Genomic DNA, 23155 nt, shown 5'->3' with positions numbered 1-23155 from the left:
AAAAAATAACTACTATTATAAAGGCATGTTGCCGTGCTTTTTCGGTGGATTGCTCTGATTCTTGTTGTGCGCCATCTCCAATGCCTGCACTAGCTTGTAGCGGGTATCGCGCGGCATGATGACCTCGTCTATGAGGCCACGCTCGGCAGCGCGGTAAGGGTTGGAGAACTTGCTTTCGTACTCCTTGATAATCTCCTGCTTCTCTTCGGCAGAGGACTTACGGTAGAGGATGTTCACCGCACCCTCGGCACCCATCACGGCGATTTCCGCCTGCGGATAAGCCAGGTTCACGTCGGCACCCGTCGGTTTGCTGGACATCACGATGTAGGCGCCGCCGTATGCCTTGCGGGTAATCAGCGTTATCTTGGGCACGGTGGCCTCGGCATAGGCATAGACAATCTTGGCGCCGTGGCGGATGATGCCGTTGTGCTCCTGCATCGTTCCGGGCAAGAAGCCGGGAACATCTTCGAAGGTTATCAGCGGGATGTTAAAGCAGTCGCAGAAACGAATGAAACGTGCCGCCTTGTCGCTGGCATCAATATCGAGCACACCCGCCAAATAGGCAGGTTGGTTTGCCACGATACCTACCGAACGCCCGTTCAGACGACCGAAACCGATAACGACGTTCTTGGCAAAGTGAGGCATCACTTCGAAGAAGTACTGGTTGTCCAGCACCGGTTCTATAATATCCTTGATGTCATAGGGCATGTTCGGGTCCTCAGGAATGACGGTCTGAAGCGCCTCTACCCGGCGATGGATATCGTCGGAGCAGGGAGTGAAGGGAGCATCCTCCATATTGTTGGACGGCAGGAAGCTCAGCAGCTCGCGGATGCTCATCAGTGTCTCCTCCTCCGTATTGCACATGAAGTGGGTAACGCCGCTCTTGCTGCTATGCGTATAGGCACCGCCCAGTTCCTCCTTGTCCACCTCCTCGTGGGTCACGGTCTTTACCACGTCCGGACCGGTGATGAACATGTGGCTCTGCTCCTTTACCATGAAGATAAAGTCGGTGAGCGCCGGAGAGTAGCATGCCCCACCGGCACACGGACCCAGAATGGCGGATATCTGCGGAATGACACCCGACGCAATGGTGTTCTGATAGAAGATGGAGGCATAGCCTGCCAAGCTGTTCACACCTTCCTGGATGCGTGCGCCGCCCGAATCGTTGAGGGCAATGACGGGAGCACCGTTCTTCAGGGCAAGCTGCTGCACCTTTACAATCTTTGCGGCATTCGTCTCGCTGAGCGAACCGCCATGCGCCGTGAAGTCGTAGGCATAGACAAATACAAGGCGGCCGTCTATCTTTCCGTAACCGGACACCATGCCGTCTCCGGCAATCTGTTTCTTCTCCATGCCGAAGTTGGTGCAACGGTGGTTCACGAACTTGTCCAGCTCATTGAACGAGCCTTTGTCCAGCAGCATGTCAATACGTTCGCGGGCAGTCATGCGGCCGGAGGCGTGTTGTTTCTCTATCTTGTCTACGCCCCCACCCAGCGAGGCACGTTTGTCCAGTTCCTCAAACTGGCGATATATTTCTTCTCTGTTCATATTTGCATTTACAATTTAGTGATTTATAATATACGGACTGAATGCGACTCGGGATTATTCCTCCTTTATCAACTCCAATTCAATCAATACTTGGTTGGCATTTACCGGTTCGCCCTCGCTCACGAGGATGTTGCGGACGATGCAGTCGGCATTTACCTTATAGTTACTCTGCATCTTCATGGCTTCCAGCACCACGGCAATGTCGCCGGCAGCCAGTCGGTCGCCCACCTTGACGGGGATGCTTACCACCTTGCCCGGCATCGGAGCCAAAATCTTGTCGCCCTGCTTCTCGTCGGCTCCTTTCTTCATGTGCAGATACTTGGCTTGCGTGTCTACAATGTCTACGTGGAAGGAACGCTGGAGCATGCTGATGTCATAACTCTTGCCGCCCTCGCCGCGCACAAGGCCTGCGTTGAACGAGTTTCCGTTGTGCAGGATGGAGCAACTTCCGTTCTCTGCCATCACAATGTCCACTTCGTAGGGCTTTCCGTCAATGGTAAGTTGTACCTTATTCCCTTCCTTACCCACCAGGGTAATGTCTGCGATACGGTCTCCTATATGTATTTCCATTATTAATTATCCATTATCAATTATCCATTATCAATTATCCATTCCTTAAATCCTGAGCACTCCCTTCTGCAAGCCAAATTCCCTCCAACGGCTGATGGGGCGGGCATCGGGTAGCTGTGCCGAAACATTCTCCTCCAGATTAACCAGATAGTCCATATAGGCAGCTATCATGGCTATGTTCTCCAACTCTTCGTTGGCAGTGTTGGTGCGTACCAGCATGCGGGCGTTCTTCTCGATAAAGAGGGTGTTGTACTCTCCCTTCACAAAGTCGGGCACGTGCATGATGCGCTTCAGATAGGCAAGGTTGGTCTTTACGCCCGTAATTTTGTACTCGTAGAGCACACGGCGCATACGCTCGATGGCATACTGGCGGGTGGTTGCCCATACGATGAGCTTACCTATCATAGGGTCGTAGTAGATGGGAATCTCATAGCCGTCGTACACATAGCTGTCTATACGCACACCGATTCCGTTCGGCTCCGTCAGTTGCTTGATGACACCGGGAGACGGCATGAAGTTGTTTTCCGTATCTTCGGCACAGATGCGGCACTCTATAGCATGGCCGCGCTGGAACAGTTCCTCCTGCTTGAGGTGCAGCACCTCGTCGTTAGCAATGCGGATTTGCTCTTTCACCAGGTCCACGCCTACCACTTCTTCCGTGATGGGGTGCTCTACTTGCAAGCGCGTATTCATTTCGAGGAAGTAGAACCGACGGTTCTTGTCTACCAGAAACTCGATGGTACCTGCACCGGAGTAGTTTACTGCCTTGGCTGCGGCAACCGCCTTCTCTCCCATCTCCCGGCGCAATTCCGGCGTAAGGAAGGGTGACGGGCTTTCTTCTACCACCTTCTGATTGCGACGCTACACGGAGCATTCGCGGTCGAAGAGGTGGATGACGTTGCCGTGGTTGTCGCCCAATATCTGGAACTCGATGTGGTGGGGTTCTTCCACGAACTTTTCCAGATAGACCGTGTCGTCTCCAAAGGAGGACATGGACTCGGAGCGTGCCGTGTTGTAGGCTTCCACCACTTCGCTCTCGTTATGGATAAGGCGCATACCTTTACCACCGCCACCCATAGACGCCTTCAGCATCACGGGATAACCTATCTCGTTGCAGATGCGCACGGCTTCTTCGGCACTCTGCAAAGGTTGTTCCGTTCCGGGAACCACGGGTACGCCTGCCGCAATCATTCGCTTGCGGGCAGCTATCTTGTCGCCCATCGCCTCCATCGTCTCGGCGGCGGGACCGATAAAGATAATCCCTTCCTCCTTGCAACGGCGTGCAAACTCCGAGTTCTCCGACAAAAAGCCGTAACCCGGATGGATGGCATCGGCACCGCATCGCTTTGCCGTGGCAATCACTTTTTCAATATTCAGATAACTCTCTTTTGCCACGGCCGGTCCTATCGGATAAGCCTCATCGGCATATGCCACATGATGAGAGGTGCGGTCGGCCTCGGAGAAGACCGCAACCGTAAGCAGTCCCATCTCCCGGCACGAACGCATGACGCGCAAGGCAATCTCACCTCTGTTGGCAATCAATACTTTCTTAATCATTTTACTTTTTCTTTAATATATAAAGGATATATATAGTCACACCACAATGCGGACATACCTTTAACAAAGGCATTCCATTTCTTGTTTAAATGTTCAACTAATATCTTCGTACTGTCTTCCTAACCCACGAGCAAAGGCAGCCTTTAATGAATGGCAGGTCTTCTGACTGACTCCTAATCCTGAAGCCTTCCCGATATTTCAATGCATATCAGTGGCAAGGGTGTTTTTCATGATATAAACGGAGCTTCACAGCAGCGGGACTGTCCGGGATTTACACCCGATTCCCTTTTAATCCAGATGATGGAAACATGCATCCGGAACCAAAACTGGGACAAAGATAACAAAAATTATCAGGAGTATTCGCAAACCTAATAGTTTTTGTTATCTTTGTCCCAGTTTTGGTTTCACCTCTCCCGGTTCTGTTGGAGATGAGTGATGAAAAAGGGAATCAGGTGCAAATCCTGAACAGACCCGCTGCTGTAAGTCCTTCCAAAATCTTTGAATATTCTACAAGCCACTGTCCGCCCGGCGGATGGGAAGGCATTCAAAGAGGGATAAGTCAGAAGACCTGCCAAGACAACATAGTTTTAGTGCTTTCGGGGAATAAAGCAACAAAACATTGAGTCGAGGCATTCTTTATCCATATAAAGGAATCTTTCTCTTTGTTCATTTTTTTCCTTGAGGGCAAGTTACGAACGCTTATAAGGAACTGAAATGAGATTCATCACAGGACTGCTATTTACATTTATCTGCCTGCTTCCTGCAGGTAGTATGGCACAGAATAAGGTCACCTTATCCGGAAAAGTCATAGACCAGCACGGGACACCGATAGCCCAAGCCACCATCGCTGTGGAAAACACCACCTCCGGCACCTATACGGATGACCGGGGGAAGTATTCACTGCAAGTCGCCCCGGGTAAACATACCTTCGTCGTCTCCTTCCTGGGCTACCAAACCGTGAAACAATCCCTCGACATCCGGCAGGATAAAAAACAGAACTTTACATTGCAGGAAAGTGCCGTAACACTGAGTTCTGTCGAGGTCTACGGAAAGACCCAAACGCAGAAAGTGAAGGAAGGAGCCTTTGCCGTCAATGCACTCGACATCAAGCCGATAGTAAACTCACTGAATAACCTCAACGACCTGGTGAACCGTACAACGGGCATTAAGGTGAGAGAGGAAGGCGGAGTTGGCTCGGACTTCGACCTCTCCATCAATGGAATGTCTGGAAATTCAGTCCGCTACTTTTTGGACGGAATGCCACTGGACACCAAAGGAAGCGGTGTTTCCCTCGCCAACTTACCCATTAACATCATAGACCGGATTGAGATATACAAAGGAGTAGTCCCTGCCAGCTTGGGAACAGATGCACTGGGCGGCGCCATCAATATCATTACAAAGCAGGAAAAAAAGGATTATCTGGATGTATCTTACGGCATCGGCTCCTTCCATACCCACAAGGCAGACTTGAATGCACAGTTCGTAGAAAAGAAAACCGGACTAATAGTCCGGCCCACCGTTGGCATCAACTACTCCAAAAACGATTATAGAATGAAGAATGTACAGATGCGCGACGAAAGCGGGGACAACTTCATATATGGCAATCCCAAGCGTTTTCATGACGGCTACTTCTCTCTACTGGCACAGGTGGAAGCCGGATTTGTCAACAAATCCTGGGCTGATGCTTTCTTTGTTTCCGCCTCCTATTCAAAAACAGACAAGGAACTGCAGACGGGGTCTGTTCAAAACAAAGTATACGGAATGGCAGAAAGGAATTCCGATTCCTGGAACATCTCTGCCCGCTATCAGAAGTACAACTTCATCCTGAAGAACATGCAACTGAATGCCTCCCTCTCCCACACCTGGGACCATTCCTTGACCGTGGACACTGCCTATCGGAAGTACTATTGGGATGGAGGATACATCGTGAGCCAGCGCAACGAGATTATGGGCAAAGAACCATCCATGCGCCACTACAAGCGTCCGCTCACCATTATGCGCACCAACCTGGACTATCAGCTGAATACCCATCACAGCTTTAATCTGAACTACCATTTGAGCCGTACCGGAAACGACCGCTTCGATGACCTTGATACCAGCTTCGAGCCGTCAAAAGATGTGGTTACCAAACATATCCTGGGACTCTCCTACAACCAGTCTCTGTTGGATGGCAAGATGGAAAACGTATTCTTCATAAAAGACTACATCAACCATCCCAATATCCGGCAGACCGACCAATCCAGCGTGACCGGCTCGAAGGATGTGCAAGGTTCCACCACCAAGAACTACTTGGGCTACGGTGCTGGACTTCGATACACCATCGTAGAACCTTTATCCATCAAAGTATCCTACGAACATAGTGTGAGACTACCCATTGCCCGCGAGCTGTTGGGAAACGGTACCACCATCTATGCCAACGTGGCACTGAAACCGGAAAACAGTAACAACTTCAATGCTTCTCTATTCGGCACATGGCACCCGGGCAATGGACATACATTCTATTACGAGATGAGCGGATTTTTCCGCAAGGTAAACAACTACATTCAGACCAGCATTGCCGAGAAAGAAGGCACGATGCAATATACCAACGTCCCTGCCGTCCACGTGAAAGGTGTGGAAGGGGAAATACGCTACGACTGGCAAGGCAGACTGCAGCTCTCCACCAACGTCAGTTACCAAGACACCCGCGACCAGCAGAAGTACAAGGGCGACGGAAAACCCTCCGCCACCTACAACAACCGTGTGCCCAACCGTCCCTGGCTCTTTGGCAGTGTAGAAGCATACTATACCTTCCGCAACATCGCCCTGCCCGAAAGCAGACTGCGCCTGGGTTGTACCTATCAGTGGGTGCACTGGTACTTTTTGACCTGGGAAGCTTACGGCTCGTATGACAACAAGGCACGCATTCCCGCCCAGCACATCTGTAATGCCGACATCACTTACTCATGGAGACGCGGACGCTATAATCTGGCTTTGGAGTGTACCAACTTCCTCGACAAGACAGCCTATGACAACTACAAGCTGCAGAAGCCCGGACGTGCTTTTTTTGCTAAATTCAGACTATTCATTAACTAATCATTTAATAATTCATTCAAAATGAGAAAATTCAAATTTACACTGATTGCCTTTATGGCTGCCATGATGGCACTGTCATTCACAGCGTGTTCCGATGATGACCCGGAACCTAATCCTAATCCGGACCCGGAAGTCAATGAGGATAACTATCACTTCGACCTATTTGTCACCGTAGACAAACACGGTGGGATGAGTAGCAAGAATACCACTATTGTCCATAGCGTCAACTCATTGGCCGCAGAGCAGGGTGTCATCACTGTGAAAAGAGAAGGTTCGGAACTGGGAGATTATTCCATGGAGACTATCTCAAAAGGAAAATATTACTACCAAATACCCGCAACCAACGACCGTTTCGTAAAATATCAAATCAAGAACAATGCAGTTCAGGTTATTGCAGAACGTCCTTTCAAGGCCAACAGCTATAAGGTACGTTCCTACACACATGCCTGGATTGATGACAACACACTCGTCATCATGTCTACCAATGGTAAGAAGGACAAGATTCTTTATACGAAACTGAACGCAGAGGACTTGACTATCCTTGCTGAAGGTGAACTCAACATACCAGCCCCCACCAACTGGCTCAAACTGACAAGCTCCGGTATCCTCACCTACCGCAAATCAGACAACAGATTGTACTACTTCTACTATTGGAAAGAGACAGACGGTTTGACGAATATAGACCAGCAAGAGCCTAACTTCCATACAGCCATTATCAACCCCTCTACCATGGAAGTAGAAAAAGATGTGCTCTCTCCCATCGAATGCGAAATGGCAGGAAGCGCTTACGGAGAACTGATGCAAAACTGCGTAATGTACGACGAAGCAGACAATCTCTACCTAGCTTGTTTCCACGAAGAAGATAACGCTTTTTTCAAAGGCATCCTGCTACGTATCAACAAAGGCGAAACAGAATTCGACGCTTCCTACAACGGCTATCCCAATGCCGACGGCAAATTGCTGACCGTTCAATATCTGGAAGGGAACAAAGCCTTAGTGTATGCACGTAATGACAATGCCGATAGACCCGCTGCAGATAAGCAACCCGGCATCGACGCTTACTCTCACTACTACGCCATCCTCGATCTTACCACCGGAACCAAGACACGCTTAAGCTATGATGGCAAGGAAATCGGTTACAGCGGCGGTCGCTTCTCACAGCGTTCTGTCATCTTCAACAACAAAGCATACATTGGTGTAAACACTGAAGAAGATGCCAACGCCGTTATCTACATCTATGACATCAAGACCGGTAATGTAGAGAAAGGAGCCGAAGTGGACGGACGCTTCTACTTCGATATGATACGTGTCATAGAGAACGATTAAAACAAGCATCAGTATTTATGAAGAATTTGTTTGTCTTTTTATTCCTTTGTAATTTCCTCCTCCTCTGCCATGCGCACGGGGGAGGCAATTACGAGCACAGCGATATGCTTGCAAGTATGAAACCCGGTGACAAGGCCGCCCTGCTCATGGTGCACTTCGGCACTACGCATGACGATACCCGTGCCCTTACCATTGATGCCATCAACGCCAAGGCACAAGCCGCCTTCCCGGAGTTGAAGTTCCAAGAAGCCTATACGTCGCGCATCATCATCCGCCGCTTGAAAGAGCGCGGCATCACGAAGCTGACTCCACTGGATGCCATGCTGAAACTGCGCAGCGAAGGTTACACACACCTCATCGTACAGAGTACCAACATCATTGACGGAGTAGAAATGGAATCCCTCCGCCGGGATGTGGAAAGCGCACTACCCTTCTTCAAGGAAATACGTGTAGGTACTCCCCTGCTCTACTCTATCGAAGATGCAGAGAAAGTGGCAAGTATTCTGGGGAACCGCTACAACGCCCCGGCACAAAGCAAGAAAGCTACCAAAGAACACTTCGTCCTTGTGGGCCACGGCACCTATACCCCCAGTACCGCCATCTACAGTCAGATGGACTATATGCTGAAAGCAGGCGGACTGACCAATTTCCATGTGGGCACCATCGAAGGTTATCCAACCTTTGACACCATGCTGGCACAACTGAAAGCCGGGAAAGCCAAACGTGTGACCCTCATACCCTTCATGTTTGTTGCCGGAGACCATGCCAAAAACGACATTGCCGGAGAGTGGAAGGAGATGCTCGAGAAAGAAGGCTTCACCGTCAGTGCACAACTGGAAGGACTGGGACAAATTCCGGAAATTCAAGAAATATTCATTGACCATATCCGTTTCGGACTGAAGCACCGCATGCTGGACATCATGACGAAGAAGGCGGCCTATGCTGCCGGAAAAGACACAGAATAATATACCCATTAGTGGGTATTTAGTGTTCTTGAATCATCTTGTACTTTTGCAGGAAAAACGCGAACGACAATGAATGTTATCACCAAACTGATGTACTCTATTCATAGGATACTGGGCACTTTGCTCTGTATCCTATTTCTCATGTGGTTCCTCTCCGCCTTCGTGATGATGTACCACCGCTTTCCCCGTGTCAGCGCCAAAGAGAAAATGCAAAAGCTGGATATGCTCTCCCAAACCGGAGACTCACTTCCGGACATCTCCTCCGTCACAGCCCGCCTGCCCCGTGGCGTAAAGGTCAGGTCTACGATACTGAACCTCAATGCCGGACACCCCGAGTTCAGCTTTAGTACCACAAAAGGCACGCTTCATTTCCTTGCCGATTCCACCATCTCACGACCCTCTCTGGACAGTGAACACCTGCACCGGACAGCAGCTTTGTGGTGTTCTTCTCCCATTACCCGTATCGACACCCTCCACTCTCTGGACCAATGGATTCCCTTCGCTGAACTGAAAAAGGAAATGCCCATTTATAAAATATACTTTGCCGACGATGCCGGGACACAGCTCTATCTGAGTTCACAAAACGGTGAGGCCTTGCAGTTCTCCAACAGAAGCGAACGCTTCTGGGCATGGCTGGGTGCCATTCCCCACTGGGTATACTTCACCTGGCTGCGGCAGGACACCGTCCTTTGGACTAAGACCGTCATCTGGCTCACAGCTCTGGGTTGTCTCATGGTCATTGCCGGCATTTGGGTAACTGTGGATGTATGGCGTAAGACGCACCGAAGCCGCCATCCCAAGTTCTCCCCCTACCGAAAAAGATGGTATCACTGGCACTACGTCAGCGGAATCTTTTTCGGCATCTTCGTACTGACCTTCACCTTCAGCGGCATGATGTCTCTGGCAGACATTCCCGAATGGATTCATAAACCGGCACTGAAGAAAGGCAGCGCCACACGCACGCTCCATGCCCGTGCCCCACAACCGGAGGATTACCCCTTGGACTACCGCCGTGTCATAGCTGCCTATCCCCAAGCTTTGCAGATAGAGTGGCGCAACTTCCGCGAACATCCCTACTACATCGTAAAAGATAGAAAAAACGAGTATTACATCGATGCCGCCGACAGCCTGCCGCGTCCGTTACAACTCTCCGAAGAAGAAATCCTGAAAGGCGTGGAAAGCATTTATACCTCCCAGCGTGATTCTTCACAACATATCCCCGGCATACGTATCTCCCGGCTCGAACATTTCGAGACCTACTATCGCGACATGAGCAATATGTATCGCGGACGACCCCAGCTTCCCGTCTGGAAGATAACGGTGGACGACCCGGACCGGAGCGTCTATTACATTCACCCGGAAACGGGAATCATCCGCCATGTAGACACCTCCTCCCGCTGGAAATACTGGAGCTATACAGCCCTGCACCGCATGCGTCTGCCCGGTCTGAACTCCAATGCCACCCTGCGCAAGACTGTGCTTTGGGTATTGCTGCTTGGAGGTACAGCCGTTTGCATCACGGGTGTGGCGTTAAGTGTGAATTATATAAGAAGAAAATGTTGTAAAAGACAAAAACGCTATTAACGAGAATAAACTTGTATGAATAAGAAAAGACTTGGAATATTCCTCGGCAGCATAGCCCTATTGATTGTCTGCAGCTTTGCGGCCTATCAGTACTGGCTTGCTCCTACACATATACTTATTATCAACGCAACCCTGGCACAAGCTGCCGACATTGCCCTGAACAATGACTGCGCCCGGATAGAAGTCACCTGCATAAAAAAAGAAGAGGTGAAGGACCTTTCCGGCTATGATGCCATCGTGATGTACAGCAGAGGGCTATACCTTGACGACGGCCAGATTGCCGAAGTGGAACGGGTGGGTGCCAGCGGAGTACCAGTCTTTACGAATACGTTACGAAATTTCACCCTCTCCCTCAATCACAATGTTACCAATGAACAACAGCATACGCTACGGGAGTATCTCAAGAACGGCAACAAGCACAACTACCGGAATGCCTTACTCTACCTGCGCCACATCGCCACTCCCCACCGGTGGGGACACCAGGATTACGAGCCTCCCATCCCATTGCTGGAGAACATGTTCTACCACCGCGAATACGGCCGCTACTTCAGTACTCCGCAAGAGGTGACCGCCTATCTGAAAGAAAAAAATCTCTACCATGAGGACGGACGCAACCTTGCCCTGATTTCCGGACTCAACTTTCCGATGGAAGGAAACCGTGCCCACGTAGATTCCCTCATCACGTGCTTGACACAAGCAGGCTTCAATGTCTATCCTTTCACAGCCGGAGGTCAACCGCGTGCCGATATGATACGTACCCTCCATCCCGATGCAGTAGTCTACCTGCCTATGGGACGGCTGGGCAATGACTCACTCATCAACTGGCTGCACCAGGAAAACATTCCTTTATTCATGCCCTTCCCGCTGATTCAGCCCCACGAGGAATGGCTGGACCCGGATACCCCCGTCAGCGGTGGCACACTGACCGCCCGTGTAGTGGTGCCTGAGATAGATGGAGGCATGCTACCCCTCTGCATCGCTACCCAAAACGAAAACAAACACGGATACTATCTGTACACCGCTGAAAATGAACGGATAGATGCCGTAGTGGACCATATTACCAAGTACATGTCCTTGAGAGACATGTCCAACAAAGAAAAGCGCGTTGCTATCTGTTACTTCAAGACTCCGGGAAAAGACGCCCTGCTGGCAAGCGGTATGGAAGTGATTCCTTCACTCTATAACTTCTTGAAACGCCTGCGTTCGGAAGGGTACGACGTCAGTGGACTGCCTGCTACTGTAGAGGAGTTCGGCAAGCGGATACATCGTGACGGTGCCGTCATGGGTTCGTATGCCAAAGGAGCACAAGAACAGTTTTTGAAAACGGCACACCCGATATGGCTTTCTACCGAGCAATACGAACAATGGGCACACGAAGTACTCCTTCCCGAGAAATATCAGGAAGTAACAGACAGATATGGAGATGCGCCCGGCAATCTGCTGGTAACAGAGGACAGTATTGCCATTGCCTGCTTGCAATTCGGCAATATCCTACTCTTCCCCCAGCCCCGCCCGGCATTGGGAGATGATGAGTTCAAACTGGTGCATGGAATGCCGGTAGCGCCGCCCCACAGCTACCTGGCTCCTTATCTGTATATGCAAAAAGGATTCAAGGCAGATGCAGTGATTCACTTCGGCACCCACGGCAACTTGGAATACACGCCCGGAAAGAATGTGGCACAGTCGCAGGCCGACTGGTCGGATGTACTGATTGGTAACCTCCCCCACTTCTATTTCTATACCACCGGAAACGTAGGCGAGGGTATCATTGCCAAACGCCGGACACATGCCGTACTGGTCACCCATCTCACTCCGCCCTACGTGGAGAGCGGTATGCGCCAACGCTATTCGGCCTTGCTGGAAGATATTCACAAAGTGCTGGACGAAGGGACTGCCAAACACCGGGCTCTGGGAATGAACATCAAAAAAGAGGCCATGCGCCTGGGGCTGCACCGCGACCTCAATCTGGATTCCATATCCGGCGAACCCTATACAGCCGAGGAGTTGGAACGTCTGGATGCCTTCACCGAAGAGATAGCCAACGAAAAGATACTGGGTGCGTACTACACCATGAACGAGCCTTATTCTGACCGCGACCTGCTGACCACCACTCTCGCCGTCGCTGCCGACCCGCTGGCATACGAAACGGCCCGCAAGGACCGCGATAAAGGCAAAATCACCACAGAGCAGTTGCAAGACTTCACCTATATAGCCCACCACTACTTGCCTGCCGCCAGGAAAAGACTGACCGCCTTACTCCAGAATCCACCCAAGGATACTGCATCTGTAGCACCGGAGCTTCGCCCCGCCCTACTCTATCGCGAACAGTTGCTTGCCTCCCCCGTCAACGAACAGAATGCCATGGTGCGTGCACTCAGCGGAGGAACCGTATTCCCTGCGCCGGGAGGTGACCCCGTACTGAACCCGAACGTTCTGCCCACCGGACGCAACATGTACAGCATCAACGCCGAGAATACTCCCAACCCAAGGGCTTGGGAAGATGGAAAGCGATTGGCAGAAGCGACTTTAAAACAGTACATCAGCAAGCACGGCGAATATCCCCGGAAAGTAAGCTATACCTTCTGGGCAGGCGAATTCATCAATACGGAAGGAGCTACGCTGGCCCAGGTATTCTGGATGCTGGGAGTAGAACCCGTACGCGACGCCCAAGGCAGAGTGGTTGACCTGAAACTGGTGCCCAGTGAAGAACTGGGGCGTCCGCGCATCAATGTGCTGGTACAAGTGTCCGGACAGCTACGCGACATAGCCGGTTCCCGCTTGAAGTTACTGACCGATGCTATACGTCTGGCATCGGAAGCCGGAGATGAGACCTATCCCAACTATGTGGCATCGGGTACACTGTTGCAGGAAAAATTACTGGTAGAAAAAGGGGCTTCCCCCAAACGTGCCCGTGAAATGTCTGTGATGCGTGTATTCGGACCGATCAACAGCGGATACAGTACCGGTATGATGGCCTATACCGAGCACAGCGGCTCGTGGGAAAGCGAAAAGGAGATAGCCGAAGGATACCTCAACAATATGGGTGCCTCTTATGGGGACGACGGAAATTGGGGAGACGTCCAGGAAGGTTTGTTTGCCTCGGCACTGTCCGAAACGGATGTTGTCATCCAGCCCCGTCAAAGTAACACATGGGGGCCCATCTCCCTGGATCATGTATATGAATTTACGGGTGGACTCTCGCTCACCGTCAAAACCGTGACCGGCAAGGAACCGGATGCCTATATGGCAGACTACCGCAACCGGACCAACCGCCGCATGCAGGATGCCAAAGAGGCCATTGCCGTAGAGACACGTTCCACCATCTTGAACCCTACCTTTATACAAGAGCGGATGAAAGGCGGGGAAGGTTCGGCGCAGATGTTCGGCGAAATCTTCCGCAACATCTTCGGCTGGCACGTCATGCGTCCGTCGGCCATGGACAAAGAACTGTTCAATGACTTGTATAGAATGTATATAAAGGATGAGAATAAGCTGGGCATTCACGAGTACTTCCTCCGCGTCAATCCCGCCGCATTCCAGGCTATGACAGCCGTCATGCTGGAAAGCGCCCGCAAAGGTTACTGGAAAGCATCTGATGAGCAACTGAAAACCACTGCTTCCCTGCATGCACAAATCACACGCGAAAAAGGTGCCGCTTGTACCGAATTCGTTTGCGACAATGACAAGCTACAGTCGTTCGTTGCCGACCAGTTGGATAATAGCGAGAAGCAGACCTATACCCAGAACATGAAGGAGGTACACGAAGCATCCGCAACCGATGGCAAGGATGTCGTACTGAAAGAACACAAACTGACTTCCGAACAAACGGTACGTAAGAACAGGGTGAACGGAGTGATTGCAGGCAGTCTTGTCGTCATCACCTTCATCGGACTGGTCGTACTGTTGAAGAAAAGAAAAAAAGAATAAATAGAAACAGAGTATTATGGAATACGCCATTCATCTGTTAGCCCTATTCATCGCCCTCAATTTTCTATTAAAGGTGGGGTTCTATCCACGCTGGGGAATGTGGACGGTTGCCGCAGGCTGTGCCTTTTTTGCGTGGCTGGTGACTCCATGGATGACGGAACAGTCCAAGACCGTGGTGGCAGCTTTCTTTGCCTCCCGTCCACAGATGTTGAACTTGTCGGTATGTGTCACTCTGGAAGCCGCCGTAATGATAACTTTCTGTTTCGACTGTTTCGCAGAAATGCGTACCCGCAACACGGCCTTCAAACAAGCGGTCACCCTCTTCCTGAAGTTATACCCCGGCATACTGATAGGCGGAGTAATATGCTATGTCCTGGCACTGCTGCTTTTCACTTTTCCCGGAATAGATTTCGGCAGTCTCTCATGGATAGCAGCCGGCGTTACTTTCCTTGCAGTTTGTGCTGGGAGCCTTCTGCTGCGGCATGCTATCGGTGATAAACCACTGCGCTTGGAAGTACTGTTCATTGTTAATATTTTCATTGTTATATTGAGCATCATTGCCACGGGCTATTGAAATAAATTAAAGAATTAAAAACTAAAAAGATATATGGAAACAATCTCAAACACACTGTTCTGGATTTCAAACGGGCTGCTGGTTCCCGTCGTAGTCCTGCTGCTGCTATTCTTTCTACGTGCCATTATCCTTGCGGGAGGTTTCTTCGGCGAGTTCTACCAGCGGATGAAATTACAGAAGCAATTCACTGAAACACTGGAGAACATTACCCCAGAGAATATAGACGGACTGCTGCAGCAACTCCCATCGGCAGGCAACTCCCCTCTCCTCCGCAGCATGTCCAAATTGTCCGCACACCGGGATGACGACGCCTACTGCGAACACCTGCTTGCCAATTATGAAGTGGAAGCCGAGAAGGAGTTGGGACGTTCGCGTACTTTCATCAAGCTGGGTCCTATGTTGGGACTGATGGGTACCCTCATCCCGATGGGTCCCGCGCTGGTGGGGCTGGCACAAGGAGACATCTCCTCCATGGCCTACAATATGCAGGTGGCTTTTGCCACTACAGTGGTAGGGCTGGTCATTGCTGCTGTCGGCGTCATTACCCTGCAAGTGAAACAACGCTGGTATGCCCGCGAAATGAACGACTTGGAATATCTGTACAAAGTGATAAGCCGCCAAACGGCCGAAAAGGAATAACGGACTAACGATACGAAAACTATGAAGAGTAAGAGAAACAGATTACTGCACAGCGATTCGGACTCCGACCCCATGGGTACGGTAGCCAATCTTTTTGACGTAGCGATGGTCTTTGCCGTAGCCTTGATGGTGGCTCTCGTCTCCCGCTTCAATATGACGGAGATGTTTTCTAAAGAAGACTTCACCATGGTGAAGAATCCCGGAAAGGAAAATATGGAAATCATTACCAAAGAAGGGCAGGAAATCAAGAAATACACTCCCAGCGAAGACCCAAAGACCTCCGGTAAAAGAGGAAAGAAAGTGGGAGTTGCCTATCAGCTTGAAAATGGAGAGATTATCTATGTGCCGGAATAAGGGAATACAGTACCTATTAATAGCTATTTGGCCATCGCAGTATAACAACTATTAAGTATTTCACCCTCCGATAATGGTATGTACATTTGCAGCGTTATATAAAATAAAACAATATATGATAAAGCAAAGACTTCTCACAGCTCTCCTTATGGGAGGAATCATCGCCACCGGTGCCTATGCACAAGCAGAAAAAGGTGACAGCGACGATATGACCAAGAAAACTCACGAGTTGAACCCGGTCGTAGTAACGGGTACGGGTACACATCAGCGACTGAAGAACACTCCGTCTCCGGTATCGGTTATCACTGCCAACGAGATAAAGCGTGCCGGTATCACCGACTTCCAGCAGGCCTTGACCATGATGGTACCCTCGCTCTCCTTCCGTCCGAACGCAATGGGGTCCTATCTGATGATGAACGGACTCTCCAACAAGCACGTGCTGATATTGGTAAACGGACGCAAGGTCACGGGAGACATCACCGGTAACATCGACCTCAACCAAATAGACATGACCCGCGTCAAACGCATCGAGGTACTGAACGGAGCCGCTTCTTCCCTTTATGGTTCGGATGCCATCGGCGGTGTAATCAATATCATTACCAACGAGCCTAAAGATGTGGTAGCCTTCAGCAGCAATAGCAGCTATACGAGAAAGAATCAATTCTCCCAAGGCTTGAATCTGGACATCGCCCAAGGAAAAATAGGGTCCTATACTTCCTATAAATACGACCACTCCGACGGTTGGCAAAACAGCCGTCTGACAGAAGATGGAGAAGACATCATTGAAACGATTGCCCCGCTCTCCCTGGGCTACAGCTCGAATAACTTTTCGCAGAAGTTTACCTATGATGCTACGGACCAGCTTTCCTTCTATGCCAACGGCGGATACTATAACCGCGGACTCGAACGTCCGGTAGAACGCGAAGACATCACCGGCGGAAGCAAGTACAACACTGCCTACGAAGGTTACAACTGGGGGGCAGGCGCCAAATACAAACTGAGTAAACGCAACGTTATCCAGTTCGACTATTCAGGAAACAATTACGCATCACGCTACAAATACCTGATAGAAAACAGCGGATACCTGCCCGGACAGTATGCGCTTACCAAGCTTCAGAAATTCCATGATGCCGAGTTGAAAGGTATCTTCGGTTTTACAACCAACAGCACTACGGTGTTCGGTGTGGACTATCGCCGTGAAGTGCTCCGCCGTCCCGACTCCGATTTGGACAAAAGTGTCTATACGACATCAGCCTACGGCCAGCATGAAGTGAAGCTATGGAACCATCTGACCGGTGTTGTGGGTGTACGCTACGACCATCACGAACAGACGGGCGGACGCTTCACCCCCAAAGTGGCAGCCATGTACAACATAGGCAACTTCAATGTACGTGCCACCTATGCTGCCGGATTCCGCGCTCCGGGAATTGACGAGCTCTACTACCACATGTTCAAGAAGACAATGGGTACACGAGCCACCATCTCATTGGGTGACGAGAACCTCGACCCCGAACACAGCAACTATTACTCCATCAACATGGAATACCGTACCAACCGTTTCAGTGCTTCTGTCACCGGTTACCTGAACTATGTAAAGAACATGGTAACTTCCAAATCCACTAAATTCGATGACCTACCGGAAGCAGAGCAGAACCAGTTGCGTGAAGAGTTCCCCGAAATCGGTGACCTTTCATCCACAAAAAACCTAAGTGTCAAGAACTACTTCAACTTCGAGAAAGCTACCGTCAAAGGCTTTGAAGTGAACTTGAACGGCAATCTGTTCCCGGGCTTCACCCTGGCCGGAAACTATACCTACGCCTATGGACGCGGTCTGAACGAAGGAGGCGAATGGCAAAACATCGAGCGCAGCATACGCCATACAGCCACCATCACCGGAAACTATACACACAGCTGGAGCGACTATACCTTGAACCTCAACCTGAACGGTCGTCTGCAAAGCAAAGTCTATTATCCGGGTGACGCAGACGGCAATGCTCCGGGTTACGGCATCTGGAACCTCAATACCCGCCATACCTTCGACGGCTTCCGCAACTTTGTCATCGAACCGGGCATCGGCATAGACAATATCTTCAACAAGAAAGACAACCGCCCGCTGAACAAGAACTTCGCCTTGTATTCTCCGGGACGTTCGGTAGTAATCAGCCTGGCACTCAGACTAAAATAATCTCTCCATAACGCATTTAGAAACAACAACAATTATGAAACATTTTTTCATCACTCTCTATTTACTCGGCATCAGCCTCTTCTCCTCCGCACAACAAGAGGAGAAGGCGGCTCTGCTCATCACCCATTATGGCAGTTCGGACCCTCAGACACGTGCCTTGACGCTCGACGTCGTGACCCGTGAGGCACAAGAAGCCTTTCCGCAGTTTACAGTGCGCGAAGCATACATCTCGCCGATTGTACGAAAAAGACTTGCCAAGGAGGGTGTGTACAAAGACAGCCCTACGGATGCACTGCTGAAACTTCGCGCCGAAGGCTACCGGACCATCTACGTCCAGAGCACCACCTTGATAGAAGGCAGTGAGATGACCTCCGTCCGCAGGGATGCAGACAAGCTCCGTCCCTTCTTCAAGGAGATAAAAGTGGGAAATCCCCTGCTCTACTCCGTCGAAGACTGCGAGAAGGTAATCGGTATACTGACCGCCGAACAGCCGGAAAAGAAAGAAGACATTGTCTATGTGGGGCACGGCAACCAGCTACCCAGCACGGCTACTTACGCCATGCTCGACTTCATGATGAAAGCCCATGGACTGAAGAACTTCCACGTCAGCACCATTGAAGGATATCCTACCCTGGACGCAACCCTGCTGCAACTGAAAGAGACACGCCCCAAGAGCGTGACATTGGTTCCGTTGCTGTTGGTATGCGGCAACCATACCAAGGAAGACATTGCCGGCGTGTGGAAGACGGAACTTGAAAAGCAAGGCTATCAAGTGAATGTACGCATGCAGGGACTGGGCGAAAACAAAGCCATCCGCCAGCTCTATATGGAACACATCAAAGCTATGCTAAAAGATTGATAACCAGCAAGCGTAAAAGGGCTACACCTTTTACATACCAAGGCTACACCCTTTGCTCCGGATGGCTACACCATTTCGGACAAAGGGTGTAACTCTTTTCAATGTACACAGATTACGGACATTTGTAACCATATTACGGATTCCTCCTCCTGCGATATGGAACTTTCCGGATTATTCTCTACATTTGTACAAAACTAACAGGAACGTTTATGGAAGAAGTAATCAAGCTCAATGCAGTAGACCAATACAACAAGATGTTCGGTCTCGAAACCCTGCACCCGCTGGTCAGCGTAGTCGACTTGTCCGAAGCCACCGGATACCCCAGACATTTCACGTTGAACTATGGCGTATACGCCCTTTTCCTCAAAAACACCAAATGCGGAGATATACGCTATGGAAAACAGTTTTACGATTACCAGGAAGGCACGGTAACCAGCTTCGCCCCGGGCCAGGTGACCGAGGTCAACATGCTGGAAGGTATGCAGCCCAGCGCCTCCGGCCTGCTGTTCCACCCCGACTTGATAAAAGGCACCTCGCTGGGACAGGGAATAAAGCAGTATTCCTTCTTTTCCTATTCCTCTACCGAGGCACTGCATTTGTCCGAAGACGAGAAAGAAATCTTCCTCGACTGTCTGAAGAAGATTAAGATGGAAATCCAACGCCCCATCGACAAGCACAGCAAGGGTCTGATTGCACGCAACATCGAACTGCTGCTGGACTACTGCATGCGTTTCTACGAACGCCAGTTCATCACCCGCTCGGCAGCCAACAAAGACATCCTGATGAAATTTGAAGCACTGATAGACGACTATTTCCAAAGCGACAAACCGCAGACCGAAGGACTGCCTTCCGTGAAATACTTCGCAGACAAAGTGTTCCTCTCCTCCAACTATTTCGGAGATTTGGTGAAGAAGGAAACCGGAAAGACGGCGCAGGAATATATCCAGAACAAAATCATCGACCTGGCCAAAGAAATGATTATAGGAAGCGGGAAGACAGTCAGCCAGATTGCCTATGAGCTGGGATACCAGTATTCGCAGCACTTCAACCGAGTATTCAAGAAAAACGTAGGCTATACTCCGAGCGAATACCGGCACTTGCAGGTTTAGACAATAAAGTTTCACCACAGATTACGCGGATTAGCACAGAGTTTTTTCGGTTTCATCAAATATAAGTTCTATCTTTGTATGCCAATAGAACATATGGATATGAAACACCCCAAAATAATTGTTGCCGGCATCGGACCGGGCAATGAATCGGATATGACTCCCGCCGTAATTTCCGCTTTGCAAGAATCAGATGTAGTGGTGGGATATAAGTATTATTTCCAATTTGTAATCCCTTATCTCCACCCCTCAACAGCATGCATAGATACCGGCATGAAGCGTGAACGCGCCCGTGCCGAGCAGGCTTTCGAGCTGGCGGAGCAGGGAAAGACGGTCTGCGTCATCAGCTCCGGGGATGCGGGCATCTATGGTATGACGCCGCTTATCTACGAGATGAAGCGGGAAAGGAACAGCGACGTGGAAATCGTTTCGCTGCCAGGCATCAGCGCTTTCCAAAAGGCAGCCTCACTGCTGGGAGCTCCCGTAGGACATGACTTCTGTGTCATCTCCCTTTCAGACCTGATGACTCCCTGGGAGCGTATTGAAAGGCGTATCATCGCAGCCGCTGCCGCCGACTTCGTGACGGCAGTCTACAACCCCAAAAGTGAAGGACGCTACTGGCAGCTTTACCGCTTGAAAGAACTCTTTCTGCAGGAAGGACGCTCACCGGAAACGCCCGTGGGATATGTGCGCCAGGCAGGACGCCCGGAACAAGCGGTACACATCACCACACTGGGAGATTTCAATCCCGAAGAGGTGGATATGTTTACAGTCGTATTGATAGGCAACTCACAGTCCTACGAATGGAACGGAGCCTTCATCACTCCGCGCGGCTATTACCGGGACACGAATACCGAAGCCACGGGCATCGGGCAAGACATCATGATTCGCAGTTTCCGTACCATCGAAAAGGAACTGAAGAACAAACATATTCCCCTCGACCATAAATGGGCTTTACTCCATGCCATACATACCACCGCCGATTTTGAAATGGAGTATCTGCTGCATACGGACGAAGGTGCCGTAGCTTCCTTGTATCAAGCCATCGAGAAAGGCGGAATCAAGACCATTGTCACAGACGTCACGATGGCAGCCAGCGGTATCCGCAAAGGAGCTTTGCAGCGGCTGGGCGTAGAGGTGAAATGTTACCTTGGCGACCCGCGTACGGCGACGATGGCTGCAGAGAAAGGCATTACCCGTACCCAGGCAGGCATCCGCCTGGCTGTGGAGGAGCATCCCGATGCATTCTTTGTATTCGGCAATGCACCTACGGCACTTATGGAACTCTGCGACCTGATACGTAAGGGCAAGGCACATCCGGCGGGCATTGTTGTCGCACCGGTAGGCTTTGTGCATGTGCAGGAGTCCAAACACATGGTGAAACCCTTTACGGAAATACCCAAGATTATCGTAGAAGGACGTAAGGGAGGCAGCAACCTGGCTGCCACGCTGGTGAACTCCGTGTTGTGCTACAACGATGCGGAGCAGTTGCGCCCGGGCAGGGATGTGTAAGTGAAAAGAGACATTCCATAACATTACTTGTTACGACCGATAACATTACTTGTTATGCCCCCTTACATTACTTGATATTTTCATAAGATTACTCATTGAATGAAACACAGATTTATAATCATAGGAATGGATGACAACCGTTCCCCCTTCTTTCCACCGGAAGCACTGGCACAGATACGGAAGGGGAAGGTCTTCTCCGGTGGCATACGGCATAAGGAGATTGTCGGTCCTCTGCTGCCTGCCGGAGCCGAATGGATTTCCATCACCGTACCGCTGGACCGCGTCTTTTCCCGTTATGAAGAAATATTTGCCCGCTTCGAAGAGACGGCGACGGACGACTCCATCATTGTATTCGCTTCCGGCGACCCGTTATTCTTCGGTTTTGCCAATACCATAAAGCGTAAGCTTCCCGAGGCAGACATTCTGCTCTATCCCGCTTTCAATTCCTTGCAGACATTGGCACACCGCCTCGTCATGCCGTATGACGACATGCGCACCGTCTCCCTGACAGGACGCCCGTGGCAGGAGTTCGACCGTGCCCTCATAGAGCGTGCACCCAAAATAGGCATCCTCACCGACCGCGAACATACCCCGGTCACCATTGCCGCCCGCATGCTGAAATACGGGTACTCCCATTACACGCTATACATCGGCGAACATCTCGGCAATCCCGAAAAGGAACGCATACGCCGGATGACACCCCAGGAAGCGGTTTCCGGTGACTTCGAACATCCCAACTGCCTGCTGCTGGACAGCCATCTCGGACAATGCCGCACAAACTCCCTGCACGGTAGCGAAGCCCCAGACTTTCCAGTCCGTCCCTTCGGCATCCCCGATGAAGAGTTTGCACATCTTGACGGACGCGCCCGCATGATAACCAAGGCTCCCATCCGCCTGCTCACCCTGCAGGCATTGGAACTGAACCGCCGCCGCGTCTTCTGGGACATCGGTTTCTGTACCGGTTCCGTCTCCATCGAAGCCCGCCTGCAATTTCCTCATCTCGCCGTCATCTCCTTCGAGATACGCCCCGAAGGAAAAGAGCTGATGGACACCAACTCCCGCCGCTTCGGCGCACCGGGCATTACGGCGGTAACCGGAGATTTCCTGCACACCGACCTCACTCCCTTTGCCCGCCCCGATGCCGTCTTCATCGGTGGACACGGCGGACATCTGGAGGAAATGATAGAGAAAGTGAAACAAGTGCTGCACCCCGAAGGCTGCATCGTCTTCAACTCCGTATCGGCAGAAAGCAAGGAGGCGTTCTGCCGAGGAATCGAGCGGAACGGAATGGTGCTCCACCCTTCCACCCATATCGCCTTGAACGAATATAACCCCATTGAAATTATGAAAGCCACGCTTTCTTAAACATACCCA

15 protein-coding genes, 1 pseudogene and 2 riboswitches are annotated in these 23155 nt (G+C 50.8%); of the genes and pseudogenes, 13 read left to right on the top strand and 3 right to left on the bottom strand.

The window, feature by feature from the left end; all coding sequences use genetic code 11:
• Positions 1-15: 15 nt before the first annotated feature.
• From DW039_RS14990 to accC, 3 genes and pseudogenes are all read right to left on the bottom strand, one after another.
• Positions 16-1548 carry an acyl-CoA carboxylase subunit beta gene (locus DW039_RS14990; RefSeq protein WP_005829355.1) on the bottom strand — a complete coding sequence of 511 codons (1533 nt, stop codon included), beginning with the start codon at positions 1546-1548 and terminating at the stop codon, positions 16-18.
• A gap of 54 nt (positions 1549-1602) precedes the next feature.
• A complete protein-coding gene (locus tag DW039_RS14985; protein ID WP_005836686.1) occupies positions 1603-2118 on the bottom strand; it encodes a biotin/lipoyl-containing protein in 516 nt (171 codons plus the stop codon).
• Positions 2119-2163: 45 nt separating this feature from the next.
• Positions 2164-3675: pseudogene (gene accC, locus DW039_RS14980) on the bottom strand (acetyl-CoA carboxylase biotin carboxylase subunit).
• Positions 3676-3809: 134 nt separating this feature from the next.
• Positions 3810-4015, bottom strand: a riboswitch (cobalamin riboswitch).
• 42 nt (positions 4016-4057) lie between these two features.
• Positions 4058-4266: riboswitch (cobalamin riboswitch) on the top strand.
• 123 nt (positions 4267-4389) lie between these two features.
• Between accC and DW039_RS14975 the strand changes: the two are divergent.
• From DW039_RS14975 to cbiE, 13 genes are all read left to right on the top strand, one after another.
• Positions 4390-6750, top strand: coding sequence for a TonB-dependent receptor (locus DW039_RS14975; RefSeq protein ID WP_120382093.1), 2361 nt, complete (start codon positions 4390-4392; stop codon positions 6748-6750).
• Positions 6751-6771: 21 nt separating this feature from the next.
• Positions 6772-8076: a hypothetical protein gene (locus DW039_RS14970; protein ID WP_117599539.1), complete on the top strand. Its 1305-nt coding sequence runs from the start codon at positions 6772-6774 to the stop codon at positions 8074-8076.
• A gap of 17 nt (positions 8077-8093) precedes the next feature.
• On the top strand, positions 8094-9041 hold the full coding sequence (locus DW039_RS14965; RefSeq protein ID WP_117681281.1) for a sirohydrochlorin cobaltochelatase: 948 nt from the start codon (positions 8094-8096) through the stop codon (positions 9039-9041).
• Positions 9042-9110: 69 nt separating this feature from the next.
• The gene (locus tag DW039_RS14960; RefSeq protein ID WP_005836677.1) at positions 9111-10625 is read left to right on the top strand and encodes a PepSY domain-containing protein; all 1515 of its coding nucleotides are present in this window, start codon (positions 9111-9113) and stop codon (positions 10623-10625) included.
• A 15-nt stretch (positions 10626-10640) separates the two neighbouring features.
• Positions 10641-14552, top strand: coding sequence for a cobaltochelatase subunit CobN (locus DW039_RS14955; protein ID WP_120382092.1), 3912 nt, complete (start codon positions 10641-10643; stop codon positions 14550-14552).
• 16 nt (positions 14553-14568) lie between these two features.
• Complete coding sequence (locus tag DW039_RS14950; protein WP_117990912.1) at positions 14569-15126, top strand: hypothetical protein; 558 nt, start codon at positions 14569-14571, stop codon at positions 15124-15126.
• Between the two features lie 33 nt (positions 15127-15159).
• Entirely contained in the window at positions 15160-15765 is a 606-nt protein-coding gene (locus DW039_RS14945) for a MotA/TolQ/ExbB proton channel family protein (RefSeq protein ID WP_117959028.1), read from the top strand.
• Between the two features lie 21 nt (positions 15766-15786).
• Positions 15787-16119 (top strand): DUF2149 domain-containing protein, encoded by a 333-nt coding sequence (locus DW039_RS14940; RefSeq protein WP_005836672.1) that lies wholly within the window; start codon positions 15787-15789, stop codon positions 16117-16119.
• Positions 16120-16234: 115 nt separating this feature from the next.
• Positions 16235-18304, top strand: a complete 2070-nt coding sequence (locus tag DW039_RS14935; protein ID WP_207810803.1) for a TonB-dependent siderophore receptor — start codon at positions 16235-16237, stop codon at positions 18302-18304.
• 34 nt (positions 18305-18338) lie between these two features.
• A complete protein-coding gene (locus DW039_RS14930) occupies positions 18339-19163 on the top strand; it encodes a sirohydrochlorin cobaltochelatase (RefSeq protein WP_057087706.1) in 825 nt (274 codons plus the stop codon).
• 209 nt (positions 19164-19372) lie between these two features.
• Positions 19373-20272: an AraC family transcriptional regulator gene (locus DW039_RS14925; RefSeq protein WP_005829381.1), complete on the top strand. Its 900-nt coding sequence runs from the start codon at positions 19373-19375 to the stop codon at positions 20270-20272.
• A 99-nt stretch (positions 20273-20371) separates the two neighbouring features.
• Positions 20372-21781, top strand: a complete 1410-nt coding sequence (gene cobJ, locus DW039_RS14920) for a precorrin-3B C(17)-methyltransferase (RefSeq protein ID WP_120382097.1) — start codon at positions 20372-20374, stop codon at positions 21779-21781.
• A 99-nt stretch (positions 21782-21880) separates the two neighbouring features.
• Complete coding sequence (gene cbiE, locus DW039_RS14915; RefSeq protein ID WP_120129048.1) at positions 21881-23146, top strand: precorrin-6y C5,15-methyltransferase (decarboxylating) subunit CbiE; 1266 nt, start codon at positions 21881-21883, stop codon at positions 23144-23146.
• The last annotated feature ends 9 nt before the right edge of the window (positions 23147-23155 follow it).

The sequence above is a fragment of the Bacteroides sp. AF39-16AC genome, assembly GCF_003602735.1.
Classification (GTDB): domain Bacteria; phylum Bacteroidota; class Bacteroidia; order Bacteroidales; family Bacteroidaceae; genus Bacteroides; species Bacteroides uniformis.
This window is presented reverse-complemented; position numbering and strand designations above follow the sequence as displayed.